The 14,626-nt window shown below is 67.3% G+C and carries 11 protein-coding genes and 1 pseudogene; all 12 read left to right on the top strand.

Annotation, left to right across the window (positions count from 1 at the left end; translation table 11 throughout):
• Positions 1–38: 38 nt before the first annotated feature.
• Positions 39–329, top strand: coding sequence for a WXG100 family type VII secretion target (locus tag BST12_RS07880; protein ID WP_083112559.1), 291 nt, complete (start codon positions 39–41; stop codon positions 327–329).
• A 75-nt stretch (positions 330–404) separates the two neighbouring features.
• Entirely contained in the window at positions 405–1,238 is an 834-nt protein-coding gene (locus BST12_RS07875; protein ID WP_083112662.1) for an ESX secretion-associated protein EspG, read from the top strand.
• Between the two features lie 38 nt (positions 1,239–1,276).
• Positions 1,277–2,254: a MinD/ParA family ATP-binding protein gene (locus BST12_RS07870; protein ID WP_211281235.1), complete on the top strand. Its 978-nt coding sequence runs from the start codon at positions 1,277–1,279 to the stop codon at positions 2,252–2,254.
• Positions 2,254–3,744, top strand: coding sequence for a type VII secretion integral membrane protein EccD (gene eccD, locus BST12_RS07865; RefSeq protein WP_083112558.1), 1,491 nt, complete (start codon positions 2,254–2,256; stop codon positions 3,742–3,744). Before BST12_RS07870 ends, eccD begins: the two co-directional genes overlap by 1 nt.
• The gene (gene mycP / locus BST12_RS07860) at positions 3,741–5,372 is read left to right on the top strand and encodes a type VII secretion-associated serine protease mycosin (protein ID WP_083112557.1); all 1,632 of its coding nucleotides are present in this window, start codon (positions 3,741–3,743) and stop codon (positions 5,370–5,372) included. Before eccD ends, mycP (BST12_RS07860) begins: the two co-directional genes overlap by 4 nt.
• Positions 5,369–6,907 carry a type VII secretion protein EccE gene (eccE, locus tag BST12_RS07855; RefSeq protein WP_083112556.1) on the top strand — a complete coding sequence of 513 codons (1,539 nt, stop codon included), beginning with the start codon at positions 5,369–5,371 and terminating at the stop codon, positions 6,905–6,907. The genes mycP (BST12_RS07860) and eccE (BST12_RS07855) overlap by 4 nt, the downstream gene beginning before the upstream one ends.
• A complete protein-coding gene (gene eccA / locus BST12_RS07850) occupies positions 6,907–8,757 on the top strand; it encodes a type VII secretion AAA-ATPase EccA (RefSeq protein ID WP_083112660.1) in 1,851 nt (616 codons plus the stop codon). Before eccE (BST12_RS07855) ends, eccA begins: the two co-directional genes overlap by 1 nt.
• 184 nt (positions 8,758–8,941) lie before the next feature.
• Positions 8,942–10,291, top strand: coding sequence for a type VII secretion-associated serine protease mycosin (gene mycP, locus BST12_RS07845; protein WP_083112555.1), 1,350 nt, complete (start codon positions 8,942–8,944; stop codon positions 10,289–10,291).
• Positions 10,292–10,298: 7 nt separating this feature from the next.
• A complete protein-coding gene (eccE, locus tag BST12_RS07840; protein WP_083112554.1) occupies positions 10,299–11,687 on the top strand; it encodes a type VII secretion protein EccE in 1,389 nt (462 codons plus the stop codon).
• A gap of 130 nt (positions 11,688–11,817) precedes the next feature.
• On the top strand, positions 11,818–13,206 hold the full coding sequence (gene espB / locus BST12_RS07835; RefSeq protein ID WP_083112553.1) for an EspB family ESX-1 secretion system-associated protein: 1,389 nt from the start codon (positions 11,818–11,820) through the stop codon (positions 13,204–13,206).
• Positions 13,203–13,550 carry a YbaB/EbfC family nucleoid-associated protein gene (locus BST12_RS07830; RefSeq protein WP_083112552.1) on the top strand — a complete coding sequence of 116 codons (348 nt, stop codon included), beginning with the start codon at positions 13,203–13,205 and terminating at the stop codon, positions 13,548–13,550. The genes espB and BST12_RS07830 overlap by 4 nt, the downstream gene beginning before the upstream one ends.
• 158 nt (positions 13,551–13,708) lie before the next feature.
• Positions 13,709–14,626: pseudogene (locus tag BST12_RS07825) on the top strand (secretion protein EspK); the annotation flags it as partial.

Genomic DNA, 14,626 nt, shown 5'->3' with positions numbered 1-14,626 from the left:
CCAATCCCATCAGAACTATCCAGTAAGGAAGCACTGTCATGGCAGATCAGATCGTCTACAACCACGGCGCCGTCGTCGGCTTCGCCGGCGAGGTCGGCTCACAAGCGGCGCAGTTGATGGAGATCCACAGTGATGTCCTCAACATGACCCAGGCGCTCGGCGACTTCTTCCAAGGCCACGGCGCGACCGCCTTCTTCGACGCGCAGCAGCAGATGCTGCACGGTCTGGAAGACCTGATCCAGACCGTCAGCCGGCACGCCCACACCGTGCACAGCGTCGACGAGATGGCCCAGGCGTGCGATGCGCAGATGGGCACCTTGTTCGGGTAACGACTGCGAAGAACCTGTGAAGAGGGTTGGCGGGCGCACGCTGTGCGTGCGCCCGCCGCCTATGTTGAGGACAACGTGTTAACCACCACCGTCGACGGGCTCTGGGCCCTGCAAGTGCTCACCGGCATCGAGTCCATCGCCCCTGAGTTGGGCCTGCGCCCGCTCCTGCCCAGCGTCGAGCCGAAGCACCTGGCGTTGGCGCATCCCGTGACCGCCGAGCTGAAGGCAGCCGGTGTTATCGACGAGTCCGACGCGGTGGACAGCACCGTGGTGGAGTGGCTGACCGTGCTGTCTCGGCGTGACATCGCGCTGTTGCTGCAGATCCGCACACCCGAAGACGAGGAGCCGGCGTGCGTGCTGTTGGCCAGGTTCGCGCAGTGGTGGGTGGTGCTGGAACGATCCGCGGATCTCATTCGCATCAGCGGCGCGGGAATCGCCAACGCCGAAGGAGCCGCCAGCGCAGTGCTCAACGCGCAGATCGCGCGGCTGTGCGGTGAAAACGCGGCGGCGCCGCTGCGGCCGGTCACTCTGGACTCCGACGCCCTGCGCGCGGCGGCCACCACCCACGAGGGGTTCGCCGCCTTCCTGGCCGATCAGCGGCTGGACGCCGATCAGCTGCGCACCCTGCGGCTCGCCACAGATCCCGGTCAATCGGCCCAGGCGTCCATCATCGCCATTCAGTCCGGAGTGGCGACGGGCCAAAGCCGGCGAACACACATCGACGGCAGCGCAGTGACCATTATCGACATCCCGGAGGGGCGCCTCATCGCCGAGGACGTCCAATCGGCCGGGAAGAAGTGGATGATCGTCGCCCCCGGCACCAAGAGCAACATCGCCACCGCGATCAACCACATGCTGCGGCGTCTGCCCGCCGACCAGGAATGGCATTCGTACCGAAAAGTCGTGTAGTCGAGAGGTATCCACAAGTGTTAGAAGAAGCCGGATCGATGCAGTTGCAGCGGGACGCCCCGCGTCACCAGCATCAGGATTCCGTGTCGGGAACACTGCGCATCTCGGATATGGTTGCGCCACGCAAGATTCCGCCAGGCGCCGGTTGGCGAAAGGTCATCTACGGCTTGTCCTTTCGCACCATAAATCTGGGCGAATCGCCGGCCGAACGGCACTACCGCGAACTGCAGGAGCGCATCCGGCGCCACATCCGCAAGCAGTACGTCATCGGCGTCGTCTCCGGGAAGGGCGGCGTCGGCAAGACCACCATGACCGCATGCATCGGCGCGGCGTTCCGGGAATGCCGGCCCGACAACATCGTCGCCGTCGACGCGGCACCCGGCTTCGGGACGCTGGCCGGGCGCATCGACGAATCCCCACCGGGTGACTACTCGGCCGTCCTCAACGACACCGACGTCCAGGGGTACGCGGATATCCGGGAACACTTGGGACAGAACAGCATTGGACTCGATGTGCTGGCCGGCAACCGCGTGTCGGACCAACCCCGGCCGCTGGTTCCGTCGATGTTCACCGGAGTGCTCTCACGGCTGCGCCGCACCCACACCGTCATCGTGGTGGACACCTCCGACGACCTGGAGCACCCGGTGATGAAAGCCGTCCTGGATTCCTGCGACGCACTGGTTTTCGTGTCCGGCTTGACCGCCGACACGTCGCTTCCGGTGACGCGCGCGATCGATCTGCTGCGTTCGATGGGATACCACGAATTGGTCTCCCGCAGCATGGTGGTGCTGAACGACAGCCGCAACAAGTACGACCCGAATGCGCGCGCGTACCTGACCGAGCGGTTCGGTCAGTCCGGTGCCAGCGTCGAATTCATGCCGTATGACCCGTATCTCGCCAAGGGCGGGATCATCGACACCCGCCACGAGCTGAAGAAGAGGACCCGGCTGCGGCTCTTCGAAATCACCGCGATCCTGGCCGACAAGTACATTCCGGATGCCGACAGGCCGCATTAATGGCGAAGGTCTCGTTTCCGGCGCGCTGCGCCGTCGCCGTCGTATGCGGCGAACACCTTGTCTCGCAGGTCTATCCGGCGTCGGTGCCGATCGAGGTCTTCATCGACAACGTCGTCGAACTGCTCAATGACGAGCTGAAGCGCCGGGGCCTGGCCGGGCTCGAGTCCGGCATCGGCTACGAACTGCACAAGGCCAACGGCGTTCGCCTGGACATCACCAAGACCCTCGACGAACTCGGCGTCGAGGACGGCGCCACCTTGGCCCTGGTGCCGGCGGCCCAGGGCGAGTCGTTCGAACCGCAGTACGAGTCGCTGTCGACCGGACTGGCCCGGGTCGCCAAGTCGCTCTTCGAACCGGTCACGGTGCAGACCGCCGCGCACACGGCGCTGGCGATCCTGACCATGATCGGGGCGACCGTGCTGGGACTTGCCGTGCGCCAACGCATCTCCGTCGACTCGCTGACTCCCACGCTGGTGACCGGAACACTTGGCTTGCTGTCCGCCGGCGGCGCGGTCGCGGTGTGGCGCTGGTGGCCGCAGCGCACCGACATGCTGGACGGATTCGGGTGGCTGGCCGTGCCGCTGCTGGCGGTTGCCCTGGGCGCCGGCGCGCCGGGCCGTCTTGGCGCCGCGCACCTGTTCATCACCGCGCTCGCGGTTGGCGTGCTGACGTGTGGCATGGCCGCGGCGACGCGCCGGCACGTCAATGTTGCGTCGACGGTGGTGACCTTGTGCGGACTCGGTGGCATCGTCGCCGCGGCCAGGATGTGGTGGCCGATCCCGGCCCAGTGGCTGGGGATGTGCACGCTGGTTGCGCTGCTGCTGTTGCTGACTATGGCGCCGACGATCGCACTGTGGGTCGCCCGCATCCGGCCCCCGTACTTCGGCTCCATCACCGGGCGGGACTTGTTCCGGCGCAGCGCCGGCCTGCCGGTCGATGCGGTGTCGCCGGTCAACGACGCGGCCGAAAGTGCCGAAGACGACGTCAATCCCGACACCACCCCGCGCGGCGCGCAGATTGCAGCGGCAGCGGTACGGGCCAATCACGTACTGACCGGAATCTGCGTGGCGGCCGGGTTGGCACTGCCCGCCGCGGTGTGGGCAACTTTGATGCCGGGGCGCGACCGCGGTACCGCGGCCGCCGTCCTGGCCGGGCTGTTCGTGGTGATCTTCGTCAGCAGGGGCCGTGCGTTCGCCGACAAGCGCCAGGCCGTGGCGCTGGTGTGCGGTGCGGCGGCGGCGGCCTGCGTCGGTGTCGTCAAATACGTCGGGCATGAACCGGCGGCATCGGGCCAGCCGCTGGTGTGGGGCGTGTTGGCATTGGCCGCTTTCGGCGGCGCCGGCCTGATCGCGGCGCTGCTGGTCCCGGTTACCAGGTTCACTCCGCTGGTGCGGATGACCGCCGAGTGGCTGGAGATCGCGGCCATCATCGCCGCCCTTCCGTTGGCGGCCTGGATAGGTGGATTGTTCACCTGGGTGCGCATGCGATGACCCAACTCCGGCGCATCTGCGCGACGGTCCTGTCCAGCGCGCTCGTGGCGATGTTAGCGAGCCTTCCTGCGGCACAGGCGATTCCGCCGCCCAGCATCGATCCCGCGCGGGTACCGGCGGACGGCAGACCGGCCGCAGAGCAGCCGATGCGGCAGAGCAACATGTGCGCGCGGACCATCACCGTCGCCGATCCCAATCTGGCGGTCACCGCACCCGGCTTCACCATGCTCAACATCAGCAAGGCCTGGCAGTACTCGACCGGCAATGGTGTGCCGGTGGCCGTCATCGACACCGGGATCAACCCCAGTCCGCGGCTGCGGGTGGTCCCCGGCGGCGACTACATCATGGGCGGCGACGGCCTGATGGACTGCGACGCCCATGGCACCATCGTGGCCTCGGTGATCGGAGCGGCCCCGCAAGGCAGCCCGATGCCCGCACCGATGCCCAGCGCCCCGGCCTTTCCGCCGCCGGCGGCCCCGCCGGCGACCGACTCGGCACCACCGCCGCCGGGCGGACCGCCACCGCCGGCGGCGCCCCCACCGCCGCCCACGCCGGTGACTATCACCGAGACCAAACCGGCGCCGCCGCCTCCACCACCGGACGAACCATCCAATGGCCCAGGGGATCCGGGCAACGGCGCGCCCGACGATCCCGAGGTACCCCCGCTGCCGCCGGGCGCCCCCGACGGCGTCGTCGGCGTCGCGCCGCACGCGGTGATCATGTCCATCCGCCAGTCCTCGCGGGCATACGAACCGGTCAACCCCGGACCGGGCGACTCGGAGGTGCGCAAGAAGGCCGGTTCGATCACGACACTCGCCAGCGCGATCGTGCACGCCGCCAACATGGGTGCCAAGGTGATCAACATCAGTGTCACATCGTGCGTTTCGGCTGCTGACCCACTCGACCAAGCGGCCATCGGCGCCGCCGTCTGGTATGCCGCCACCGTCAAAGACGCCCTGATCGTCGCCGCCGCGGGCAATGACAGCGAGGATGGCTGCGCTCAAAACCCGTCGTTCGATCCGTTGAACCCGGCAGACTCCCGCGATTGGCATCAGGTCAAAACGGTCTCGTCGCCGTCGTGGTTCTCCGACTACGTGTTATCGGTTGGGGCGGTGGACAATACGGGTGCTCCGCTGGCCAAGAGCCTGGCCGGTCCGTGGGTGGCGGCCGCGGCTCCGGGCATCGGCATCATGGGGTTGTCGCCGCAAACCGGGGGACCGGTCAACGGCTACCCGCCAATTCACCCGGGCGACAAGAACATGCCGATCTGGGGCACCAGCTTCTCGGCGGCCTACGTCAGCGGGGTGGCCGCTTTGGTGCGGGCCAAGTATCCGGGCCTATCGGCACACCAGATCATCAACCGGATCGTGCAGACGGCGCACAACCCGCCGCGCGGCGTCGACAACCAGGTCGGCTACGGAGTGGTCGATCCGGTGGCCGCGCTGACGTTCGATGTGCCTGCGGGAGAACGGCTTCCGCCGTCAGCGCACAACCGGATCATTACGCCGGCCGCGCCGCCGCCACCGCCGGATCACCGCGCCCGCGCCATCGCCATCGCGTTCGCCGGCGTCGTGCTGGCAGCGATCGCGGTGGCGTCGTTGATCGCTCGCGCGCGGCGGCACCGATGAGCGCCCCGACCCGGCTGGCGATCATCGTCGGCATCTTCGTATCCGTGCTGACGGGCTGGGCGATCGGCGGATACTTCGGTGCCGCAACCGGTTTGGCGGTGGGGATGGTGTGCGGCGTCATTCGGTGGCGGGGCCAGCCGCTGTGGTCGTGGCTGAATCTGTGGCTGCGTCGCAACCAGCCGATCGAGTGGACCGAGCCCCGCACGGTGGCCAACGACCGCGCCGGCGGCGGGGTCCGCTTTCAGGACGGCGTGGCCGTGGCCGCGGTGCAACTGCTCGGAAAGGCCCACACGCCGACGTTGTTCACCGGATCGACCACCACCGTCACCGAGAACGCCTTCGACCTCACGGATTTGCAGGCGCTGTTGCGGCAAAGCCTTGGGCTGCAAGTGGAATCGCTCAGCGTGGTCAGTGCGGGCGCGCGCCGCCGCAGCACGGGCGACTACCCGCGCGTGTACGACACGCTGATCGGCACCCCACCGTATGCAGGTCAGCGTGAAACCTGGCTCGTCGTGCGAATCTGTGCTCTCGAGAATGCCGAAGCGCTGCAGGGCCGCGCCTCGGTCGGCACCGCGGCCCTGGCGGCCGCGCAGCGGATCTGTTCGGCAATGCGGCAGCAGGGCATCCGGGCGAAGGTGGCGACCGCGACCGACATCGTCGAGATGGAGCGCAGGCTGGGGCGTTCGGCCCTGCAAGTACTGAATCGGCGCTGGCGCTCGGTGCGCGGGGACGGCGGCTGGCTGACCACCTACTGGTATAGGCCCGGCAATATCACCGGCGAAAAGCTGGCCCAGGCCTGGTCCATGCGGGCCGACGGAATCACCCAGAACACCACGCTTTTCGGTGACGGCACGGCAGCGGCCACGCTGACGGTGCGCAGCGGGCAGCCACCGACCGCGCCCCCGAGCACCATGCTGCAGACGTTGCCCGGCGAGCAGGCCCAGGCCGTCGCGGCCAATCTGTGTGGTCCGCGGCCGGCGCTGCGCGGCATCCGGCGTGGATCGCTGACGGGTCCGCTCGTCGTACCGATCGGGCCGTCGGGTGTGTTGCTCGGCAAGGTCGGTGGCGGGAACCGGCTGATGCTGCCGCTGGATGATCCGGGCGAATTCAGCCGTGTGCACATCGCCGCCGACGACTCGCTGGCCAAACGGATCGTGGTGCGGCTGGCCGGGGCGGGGGAGCGGGTCACCGTGCATACCCGAAACCTGCAGCGGTGGGCCAGCGTTCGGATGCCCGACATTGCGGTCAGCGACCAGGCCAAGCCGGTATCGGGGACCACGGTCAGCATCGTCGACGGCACGCTCACCCCGGCGCCGCGCCCGAATACGCTGATCTCCGTGGGTGATCCGGACACGCCGTACCGGGGTGGCGCCAATGTCGTTGTCACCCAGAAGGGTCCGGCCACCATTGAAGTGACAGCGGCCGGCCAGGTACACACGGTCGAGGTGGAATTGTTCCGCGCCGAGAACCGCTACGTCTCGTCGGAACCGGTGTCTCTGCGCAGCGCCGAACTGGAAACGGTGGATACGCCATGATGGCTGGCAGCACGACAACGGCCGCCGCACGCAAGCGGTTCGATCAGGCAATGACGTTGTTGGACAAGGATATTGCCGCGGCGGGGGGGCAATTTCGGGAAGCCACCGAAATCGACCCGTCGATGGCCGACGCCTGGCTCGGCCGGATCGCCGCGGGCGACGAAACATTGTCGACGGTGCAACAGCTCTACGCCTACGGCAACCGGCTACACCGGGAGACCAACCGGCTCGGCGTACGCCTCTCCGCCCCCATCAAGGCCGGGCCGTACCTGTCGATCTCGGTGACCGAGTCGTCCCACGCCGGCCTGGCACTGGCCAGCGCCCTAATCGACGATCGACAGTACGAGAAAGCCCAAGGGCTGCTTGCGGATCCCGTGCTGTTGGACACCTGGGAGAACCACCAGTGGCAGCAGTACATCGAGGCGTATCTGATGTTCGCCGCGCAGCGCTGGCCCGATGTGATCTCGGTGGCGGCGACCGTACTACCGCCGCAGGCCATCATCATGGCCGCGGTGACGGCGGCAACCTGCGCGCTGGCCGCGCATGCTGCCGCGCACCTCGGCCAGTCGCGGGTCGCGCTGGACTGGACCGACCGGGTCGAGGTGCGCGCGGCACACCAGAGTCCGACGCAGTCGCGCCGCGACCGCAACGACATGACGATCACCGCCATCGACCCGAACGACTTTCCTTTGATAGCAGCAGATTTGGCGTATGTGCGCGGCATGGCGCATCGCCAGCTCGGCGAAGAACACAAGGCGCAGGTGTGGTTATCCAGGGCGACCATCAACGGTGCGCTGACCGCGCCGGCCAAACAGGCGCTGGCCGACTCCACGCTGGAGTTGGTCATCACCGACGAGCAGACGATCGCAACTCGGACCGACAAGTGGGATGTGAGCACTCAGCGTTCCGCCCAGCAGCGCACCGAGGCCGAGCATCAGGAGCGGCGCACCGAACTTCTGGAGGACGGGCGTGCGCTGCTGGATAACCAGGTCGGCCTGGCCGAGGTCAAACGCGCGGTCGCCGAGCTCGAGGACCAGATCGAGGTTAGGGCGCTGCGGCTGGCGGCCGGGCTGCCGGTGGCCAACCAGACCAACCACATGCTGCTGGTGGGACCGCCCGGCACCGGTAAGACCACCACCGCCGAGGCACTGGGGAAGATTTACGCCGGGCTGGGGATCGTCCGGCATCCCGAGATCATCGAAGTCAAGCGCGCCGATTTCTGTGGCGAACACATCGGGGCGTCGGGACCCAAGACCAACGAACTCATCAATCGCTCCCTGGGCCGGATCCTGTTCATGGACGAGTTCTATTCGCTGGTGGAGCGACACCAAGACGGCCGGCCGGACATGATCGGCATGGAAGCCGTCAACCAGTTGCTGGTGGCGCTCGAGGTGCACCGGTTCGACTTCTGCTTCATCGGCGCGGGATACGAGAAGGAAGTCGACGAGTTCCTCACCGTCAACCCGGGTCTGGGCGGCCGGTTCAACCGCAAGTTGCGGTTCGAGTCCTACAGCCCGGGCGAGCTGGTGGAAATCGCGGTTCGCTACGGCAAGCCGCGGGCCACTGTCATCGAGCCCGCGGCCGCCGAAGCGCTGGCCCAAGCCTGTACGACGCTAAGGACCTACACCGCACCCGACGGCGCGCACGGCATCGACGCCATGCACAACGGGCGCTTTGCCCGCAACGTGGTCGAGCGTGCCGAACGGCTGCGGGATTCGCGGGTGGCCGCCCAGCATCGCAGCGCCAAAGGCTCGGTGACCGTCGAGGATCTGCAGACGCTGCGGACCGAGGACGTCGTCAAGGCGGTAGGCGAGGCGTGCGCGGAAAAGCATGTGCCGATAGCCCTTTGAGCGTGCATCTTGAGTGTGCATCCGCGGCTTCGAAAGTGACCCCATGGCGCCGCCGGAGCTGCAGCCCCGCCCAGCACGCACACTCGATTGCTGGAGCTACTCCGTTTACGCACTTGTTACGTCTAAACTGCACGCAGACGTGACACGCACGCCAACGCCGCTAAATGAACGGAGTGATTCGGGGGTGCACCGGATCTTGCTGATGACGGTGGCGCTAGCGTTGCTGACCGCCGGAGCCGCCCCGCCCGCACTGGCGATCACCCCGCCCTCCATCGATCCGGGCGCGGTGCCGCCCGACGTGACCGGGCCCGACCAGCCCACCGAACAGCGTGTGTTGTGTTCGGCGCCCACGGTTTTGCCGGATTCCAGCTTTCACGACCCGCCTTGGAGCAACGCCTATCTCGGGGTGACCGATGCGCACAAGTTCGCCACCGGGGCCGGTGTGACGGTCGCTGTCATCGACACCGGTGTCAACGCGTCACCGCGCGTACCCGCCGAGCCCGGCGGCGATTTCGTCGATCAGGCCGGCAACGGCTTGTCCGACTGCGATGCCCACGGCACGCTCACCGCATCGATCATCGCCGGCCGGCCCGCACCCACCGACGGGTTCATCGGCGTCGCGCCCGACGCGCGGCTGCTCTCGTTGCGGCAGACCTCGGAGGCCTTCGAACCCGTCGGCTCGCAACCCAACCCCAACGACCCCAACGCGACCCCGGCCGCCGGATCCATCCGCAGCCTGGCCCGCGCCGTCGTGCACGCCGCCAATCTGGGCGCCGGCGTGATCAACATCAGTGAAGCGGCCTGCTACAAGGTGAGCCGGCCCATCGATGAGGCGACACTGGGTGCGGCCATCAATTACGCGGTCAACGTCAAAGGCGCGGTGATCGTGGTCGCCGCCGGCAACGCCGGCGGCGACTGCGCACAGAACCCACTGCCCGACGCCTCCACGCCTAACGACCCGCGCGGCTGGAACAAGGTGCAGACGATAGTGACGCCGGCGTGGTACGCACCGTTGGTGCTGACCGTCGGCGGTATCGGCCAAAACGGGGTGCCGAGTTCGTTTTCGATGCACGGACCGTGGGTGGGCGTAGCCGCGCCCGCGGAGAACATCGTGGCCCTGGGCGACCGGGGTGAGCCGGTGAACGCGCTGCAGGGCAAGGAGGGTCCGGTTCCCATCGCCGGTACTTCCTTTGCGGCGGCATATGTCTCGGGTCTGGCGGCGCTGCTGCGGCAGCGGTTTCCGGAACTGACGCCGATTCAGATCATGAACCGGATAACCGCCACCGCGCGCCACCCCGGCGGGGGAGTCGACGACCTCGTCGGCGCCGGCGTCATCAACGCTCTGGCCGCGCTGACGTGGGACATGCCGGCCGGCGCCCCGACCATCCCCTACGAGGTCCGCCGAATTCCGCCACCGGTGATCGAGCCAGGTCCCGATCGTCGACCGATCACGGTAGTGACGCTGACGGTGGTCGGCCTGGTGGTTGCGCTGGGGCTGGGTTCGCTGACGGCGCGGGCCATGAGGCGCCGGTGAACAGCTCATGAGGAATCCCATCCGACTGCGGTTCAGCACGGGCCACACGTTGATCGTCGCGGTGCTGGCGCCGCCCGCCATCCTGTTCTTCCTGCACATGCGGTATTGGTGGGTGGGCATCGTGATCGCGGCGGCATTGGCCGTCATCGCCTTCGTCACCTTCTTCGGCCGTCGCGTAACCGGTTGGGTGGCAACGGTATTCGCCTGGCTGCGCCGGCGCCGCAAGCCGCCGGACATTCCGTCGGAGCCAGTCGTGGGTGCCACCGTGAAGCCGGGAGATCACGTCGCGGTGCGCTGGCGCCGCGACCACCTCATCGCGGTCATCGAGCTCAAGGCGCGCCCGTTCACCCCGACGGTCATCGTCGATGGGCAGGCGCACACCGACGATGTGCTGGACACCCGGTTGTTGCAGGAACTGCTGGCGGTGCACTGTCCGGACCTCGAGGCCGATGTGGTGTCGGCCGGATACCGCGTCGGCCACACCGCCACGCCCGACGTGGTGGGTCTGTACCAGCAGGTGATCGGGGCCGACCCGGCGCCGGCCAACCGGCGCACCTGGATCATGCTGCGCGCCGACCCGGTAACCGCGCACAAGTCGGCGCAGCGCCGTGACGAAGGTGTCTCCGGGCTGGCCCGGTATCTGGTGGCCTCGGCGACTCGCATCGCCGACAACCTGGCCGGCCACGGGGTCGACGCGCTGTGCGGCCGCAGCTTCGACGACTACGACCACGCCACCGACATCGGCTTCGTGCGGGAGAAGTGGTCGATGATCCAGGGGCGCGAGGCCTACACCGCCGCCTACACCGCGCCCGGCGGTCCGGATTTGTGGTGGTCGGCCCGCGCCGACCACACCATCACCAGGGTGCGGATCGCTCCGGAAATGCCGCCGCAGACCACGGTCCTATTGACAACGATCGGTAAGCCCAAGACGCCGCGCGGCTTCACCCGACTGTTCGGTGGCCAGCGGCCGGCGTTGGTGGGCCAGGACCTGGTCGCCAACCGGCACTGCCAGATCCCAATCGGCTCGGCCGGTGTGCTGATCGGGGAAACGGTGAACCGGTGTCCGGTCTACATGCCGTTCGATGACGTCGACTCCAGCATCAACCTGCCCGACGCCCAGACATTTACGCAGTTCACGGTGCGTGCGGCGGCCGCAGGTGCGATTGTCACCGTTGCGCCGCAGTTCGAGGAATTCGCCCGGTTGATCGGTGCGCACACCGGTCCGGTTGCCAAGGTGGTGTGGCCGAATGTGACGACCTATCTGGGTCCGCACGCCGGCATCGACCGGGTGATTCTGCGGCACAACCTGATCGGTACGCCGCGGCACCGTGAGCTGCCGATCCGCCGGATTTTGCCGCCCGAGGAGAGCCGATTCCAGATGGCTTTGCCCAAGTAGTGCCCAAGTAGTGCCCGAGTAGTGCCCAAGTAGTGCCGGACTAGTGCCGGAGCAGGCCGAATTTTTTGGTGCATGGACCCCCGGCGCTCAGCGACGATAATGGCTGTAGCACTAAGGAGGATGAACCGAGATGTCGCAGCCGCAGACCGTCAAGGTGGATCAGCAAGAGATCCTGAACCGGGCTACCGAAGTGGAAACCCCGATGGCAGTTCCACCCACTGATGTTCCCCAGCCGCCGTGCACGCTCACCGCGGCCCAGAACGCGGCCAAACAGATGGACGTGTCCGCCCAGAACATGCGGCTCTACCTGGAGGCCGGCGCACGCGAGCGCGCGCGGTTGGCGACATCGCTGCGCAACGCGGCCAAGGCCTACGGCGACGTCGACGAGGATTCTGCGACGGCGCTCAATAGCGACGGCGACGCGTCGATGCACGAGGAGGGGGCGGTAGGCGAGGGCGGCGACAGCTCGGCCGGGCTACAGGAGACCCCGAAGATCGCAGCGGCCGGCGACCCGGACTTCAGCGACCTCAAATCCACCGCGACCAAGCTCGAATCGGGCGATCAGGGCCAGTCGTTGACCGGCTTTGCCGACGGGTGGAATTCGCTCAACCTGGCGCTGCAGGGCGACATCCGGCGGTTCCGCGGTTTTGACAACTGGGAAGGCGACGCGGCCACGGCCTGCGAGGACTCGCTGGACGGGCAGAAGAAGTGGATCATGTACATGGCGCAGCTGGCGGCGGGGCTGTCCAAGCAAGCCACCTACATGGCACAACTTCAGGTTTGGGCCAGGCGGTCGCATCCCTCGTTGGCGGACATCAACAAGCTCGAGGAGATGTCGAAGGACCCCAAGTATCAAGAGCAAGCCATCAAGCTCTACGCCGAGTACCAGCAGACCTCGGAAAAGGTACTCAAGGAGTACAACACCAAGGCCGAGCTGGAACCGGTGAATCCCGAGAAGCCGCCGCGCGCGATCAAGATCGACCCGCCGCCACCACCGCAGGCGCAGGGGTTGATCCCGGGCTTCCTGATGCCGCCGAGCGACGGCTCCGGCGGTACCGGCGGCACCACGCCGATGGCTCCGATGGCCCCGATGACGGGTGCCGGCGCCGGCGGCGGTATGCCGGCCGGCACCGCGGCCGAGCTGACCGCCGCCGGGCGCGAGGCCGCGGCGAACCTATCCGGGGAACTGGGCGTGAAGCCGATGTCGCTGGGTGGTGGCGGCGGCGGCGGTGGTATGCCGTCGATGCCGTTGGCTCCCGCGACCGGCATTGACGGCGAGTCCGTGCGTCCGGCGTCTGCCGGCGACATTGGCGGTGTGGGCGCGGGTAAGGCGCCCGCCGGCAGTGGAATGGCCGGCGGCGGCATGGGCATGCCGATGGGCGCGCACGGCCAGGGCCAGGGAGGTTCCAAGTCCAAGGGCGCAACCGGTGACGACGAAGCGCTCTACACCGAAGACAGAGAATGGACCGAGGCCGTCATCGGTCAACGCCGCCGGCAAGACAGCAAGGAGTCAAAGTGAGTTTCTACGAAATTCCGCCCGACGTAGCGCAGGTATTGGCCCTCGCAGGACAGTTCCAATCCGCGCTGGACGGCACGCTTAACCAAATGAACACGGGGTCTTTCCGTGGCACCGATGAGGCCAAAACGGTCGAAGTCACGATCAATGGGCACCAATGGCTCACCGGTGTTCGCATTGACGACGGCCTGATCAAAGAGGTGGGTGCCGAAGTGGTCGGTGCCCGCGTCAACGAGGCGCTGCAGAACGCCCAGGCCACGGCGAGCGCCTACAACAACGCGGCGGGCCAGCAACTCACCGCAGCGTTGGAGGCCATGTCCAAGACGATGAACCACGGGCTGGCCTAAAGCTTTTCCGGTCACCTTCAAGCGTGGGCGCAGACGCGCCCACGCTTGCCTTGTCGACGGCTCGGCCACCCGGCATTGCTCCACCAAATTGCCGCATCTAGCAGGCCATAACCTCGGTTAGGCTGGTTAAGCATGACGTTGTTGGAAGGAAAGTAGCAATGGGCATTCCCAGGCCGACGGGCGAGTACGCCGGTCAAATGCTCGAGCCCGGTGGATGGCCGGAAGCGAACGAGGACACCTTCTACGACCGTGCGCAGGAGTACAACCAGCTGCTGCGTCAGGTCACCGACGTCATGGACGCCGCCAAGCGCCAGCAGGTGGAAATCTTCGAAGGTGGGGTCTGGTCGGGGGGTGCCGCCAATGCCGCCAATGGCGCACTCGGCACCAATCTCAATGAAATGAGCACGCTGCAGGATTACCTTGCCACCGTCATTACCTGGCATCGCCATATCGGCGGATTGATCGTGCAGGCTAAATCCGATATCGGCAACAACGTCGACGGGGCGCAACGGGAAATAACCATTTTGGAGAACGACCCCGATTTGGAGGCCGAACAGCGCCAGGCCGCGGTCGATGAATTGGTCCGCGCCACCCACAACGCCAATACCAGCGTCGTTGCCGAAACGGCCGAACAGGTGCTGGCATCCAAGAATTGGAAACCGCCGCACAACGCGCTGGCGGATCTGCTGCACCAGGTGACCCCGCCGACGCCCGAGGTTCCGACGATCGTCGTCCCGACCCCGAATGGGCCGTCGCCGGTCATCCCGCCCGCGACGCCATTCGAGCCGGTGCCGGCCAACCCCTACACACCGATTACTCCCGGTGCGCCGGTGACCCCGGTGAACCCGACTCCGTTCGAACCGGTGCCGCCGACACCGTTCGACCCGCTGAACCCCACCCCGGTTACCCCGATCACCCCGATCAACCCGGCGCCGATAACCCCGGTGACCCCGGTCAACCCGGTGACGCCGATTACCCCGGGCGCGCCGGTAACTCCGATCACCCCGGTCAATCCGCGGCCGAACCCGAATCAGCCGGTCACTCCGATAACCCCGGTCAACCCGGCCCCGGCACCC

Origin of the sequence: Mycobacterium angelicum (assembly GCF_002086155.1) — a bacterium.
Lineage (GTDB): Bacteria > Actinomycetota > Actinomycetes > Mycobacteriales > Mycobacteriaceae > Mycobacterium > Mycobacterium angelicum.
The sequence above is the reverse complement of the archived record's forward strand: the minus strand, read 5'-3'. Positions and strand labels throughout refer to the sequence as shown.

Bases quoted from the DNA above. Each gene is read 5' to 3' on its own strand.
- mycP (WP_083112557.1), top strand. From the start codon at position 3,741: ATGACCCAACTCCGGCGCATCTGCGCGACGGTCCTGTCCAGCGCGCTC.
- eccA (WP_083112660.1), top strand. From the start codon at position 6,907: ATGGCTGGCAGCACGACAACGGCCGCCGCACGCAAGCGGTTCGATCAG.
- eccD (WP_083112558.1), top strand. From the start codon at position 2,254: ATGGCGAAGGTCTCGTTTCCGGCGCGCTGCGCCGTCGCCGTCGTATGC.
- eccE (WP_083112556.1), top strand. From the start codon at position 5,369: ATGAGCGCCCCGACCCGGCTGGCGATCATCGTCGGCATCTTCGTATCC.
- BST12_RS07870 (WP_211281235.1), top strand. From the start codon at position 1,277: ATGCAGTTGCAGCGGGACGCCCCGCGTCACCAGCATCAGGATTCCGTG.
- BST12_RS07880 (WP_083112559.1), top strand. From the start codon at position 39: ATGGCAGATCAGATCGTCTACAACCACGGCGCCGTCGTCGGCTTCGCC.
- espB (WP_083112553.1), top strand. From the start codon at position 11,818: ATGTCGCAGCCGCAGACCGTCAAGGTGGATCAGCAAGAGATCCTGAAC.
- eccE (WP_083112554.1), top strand. From the start codon at position 10,299: ATGAGGAATCCCATCCGACTGCGGTTCAGCACGGGCCACACGTTGATC.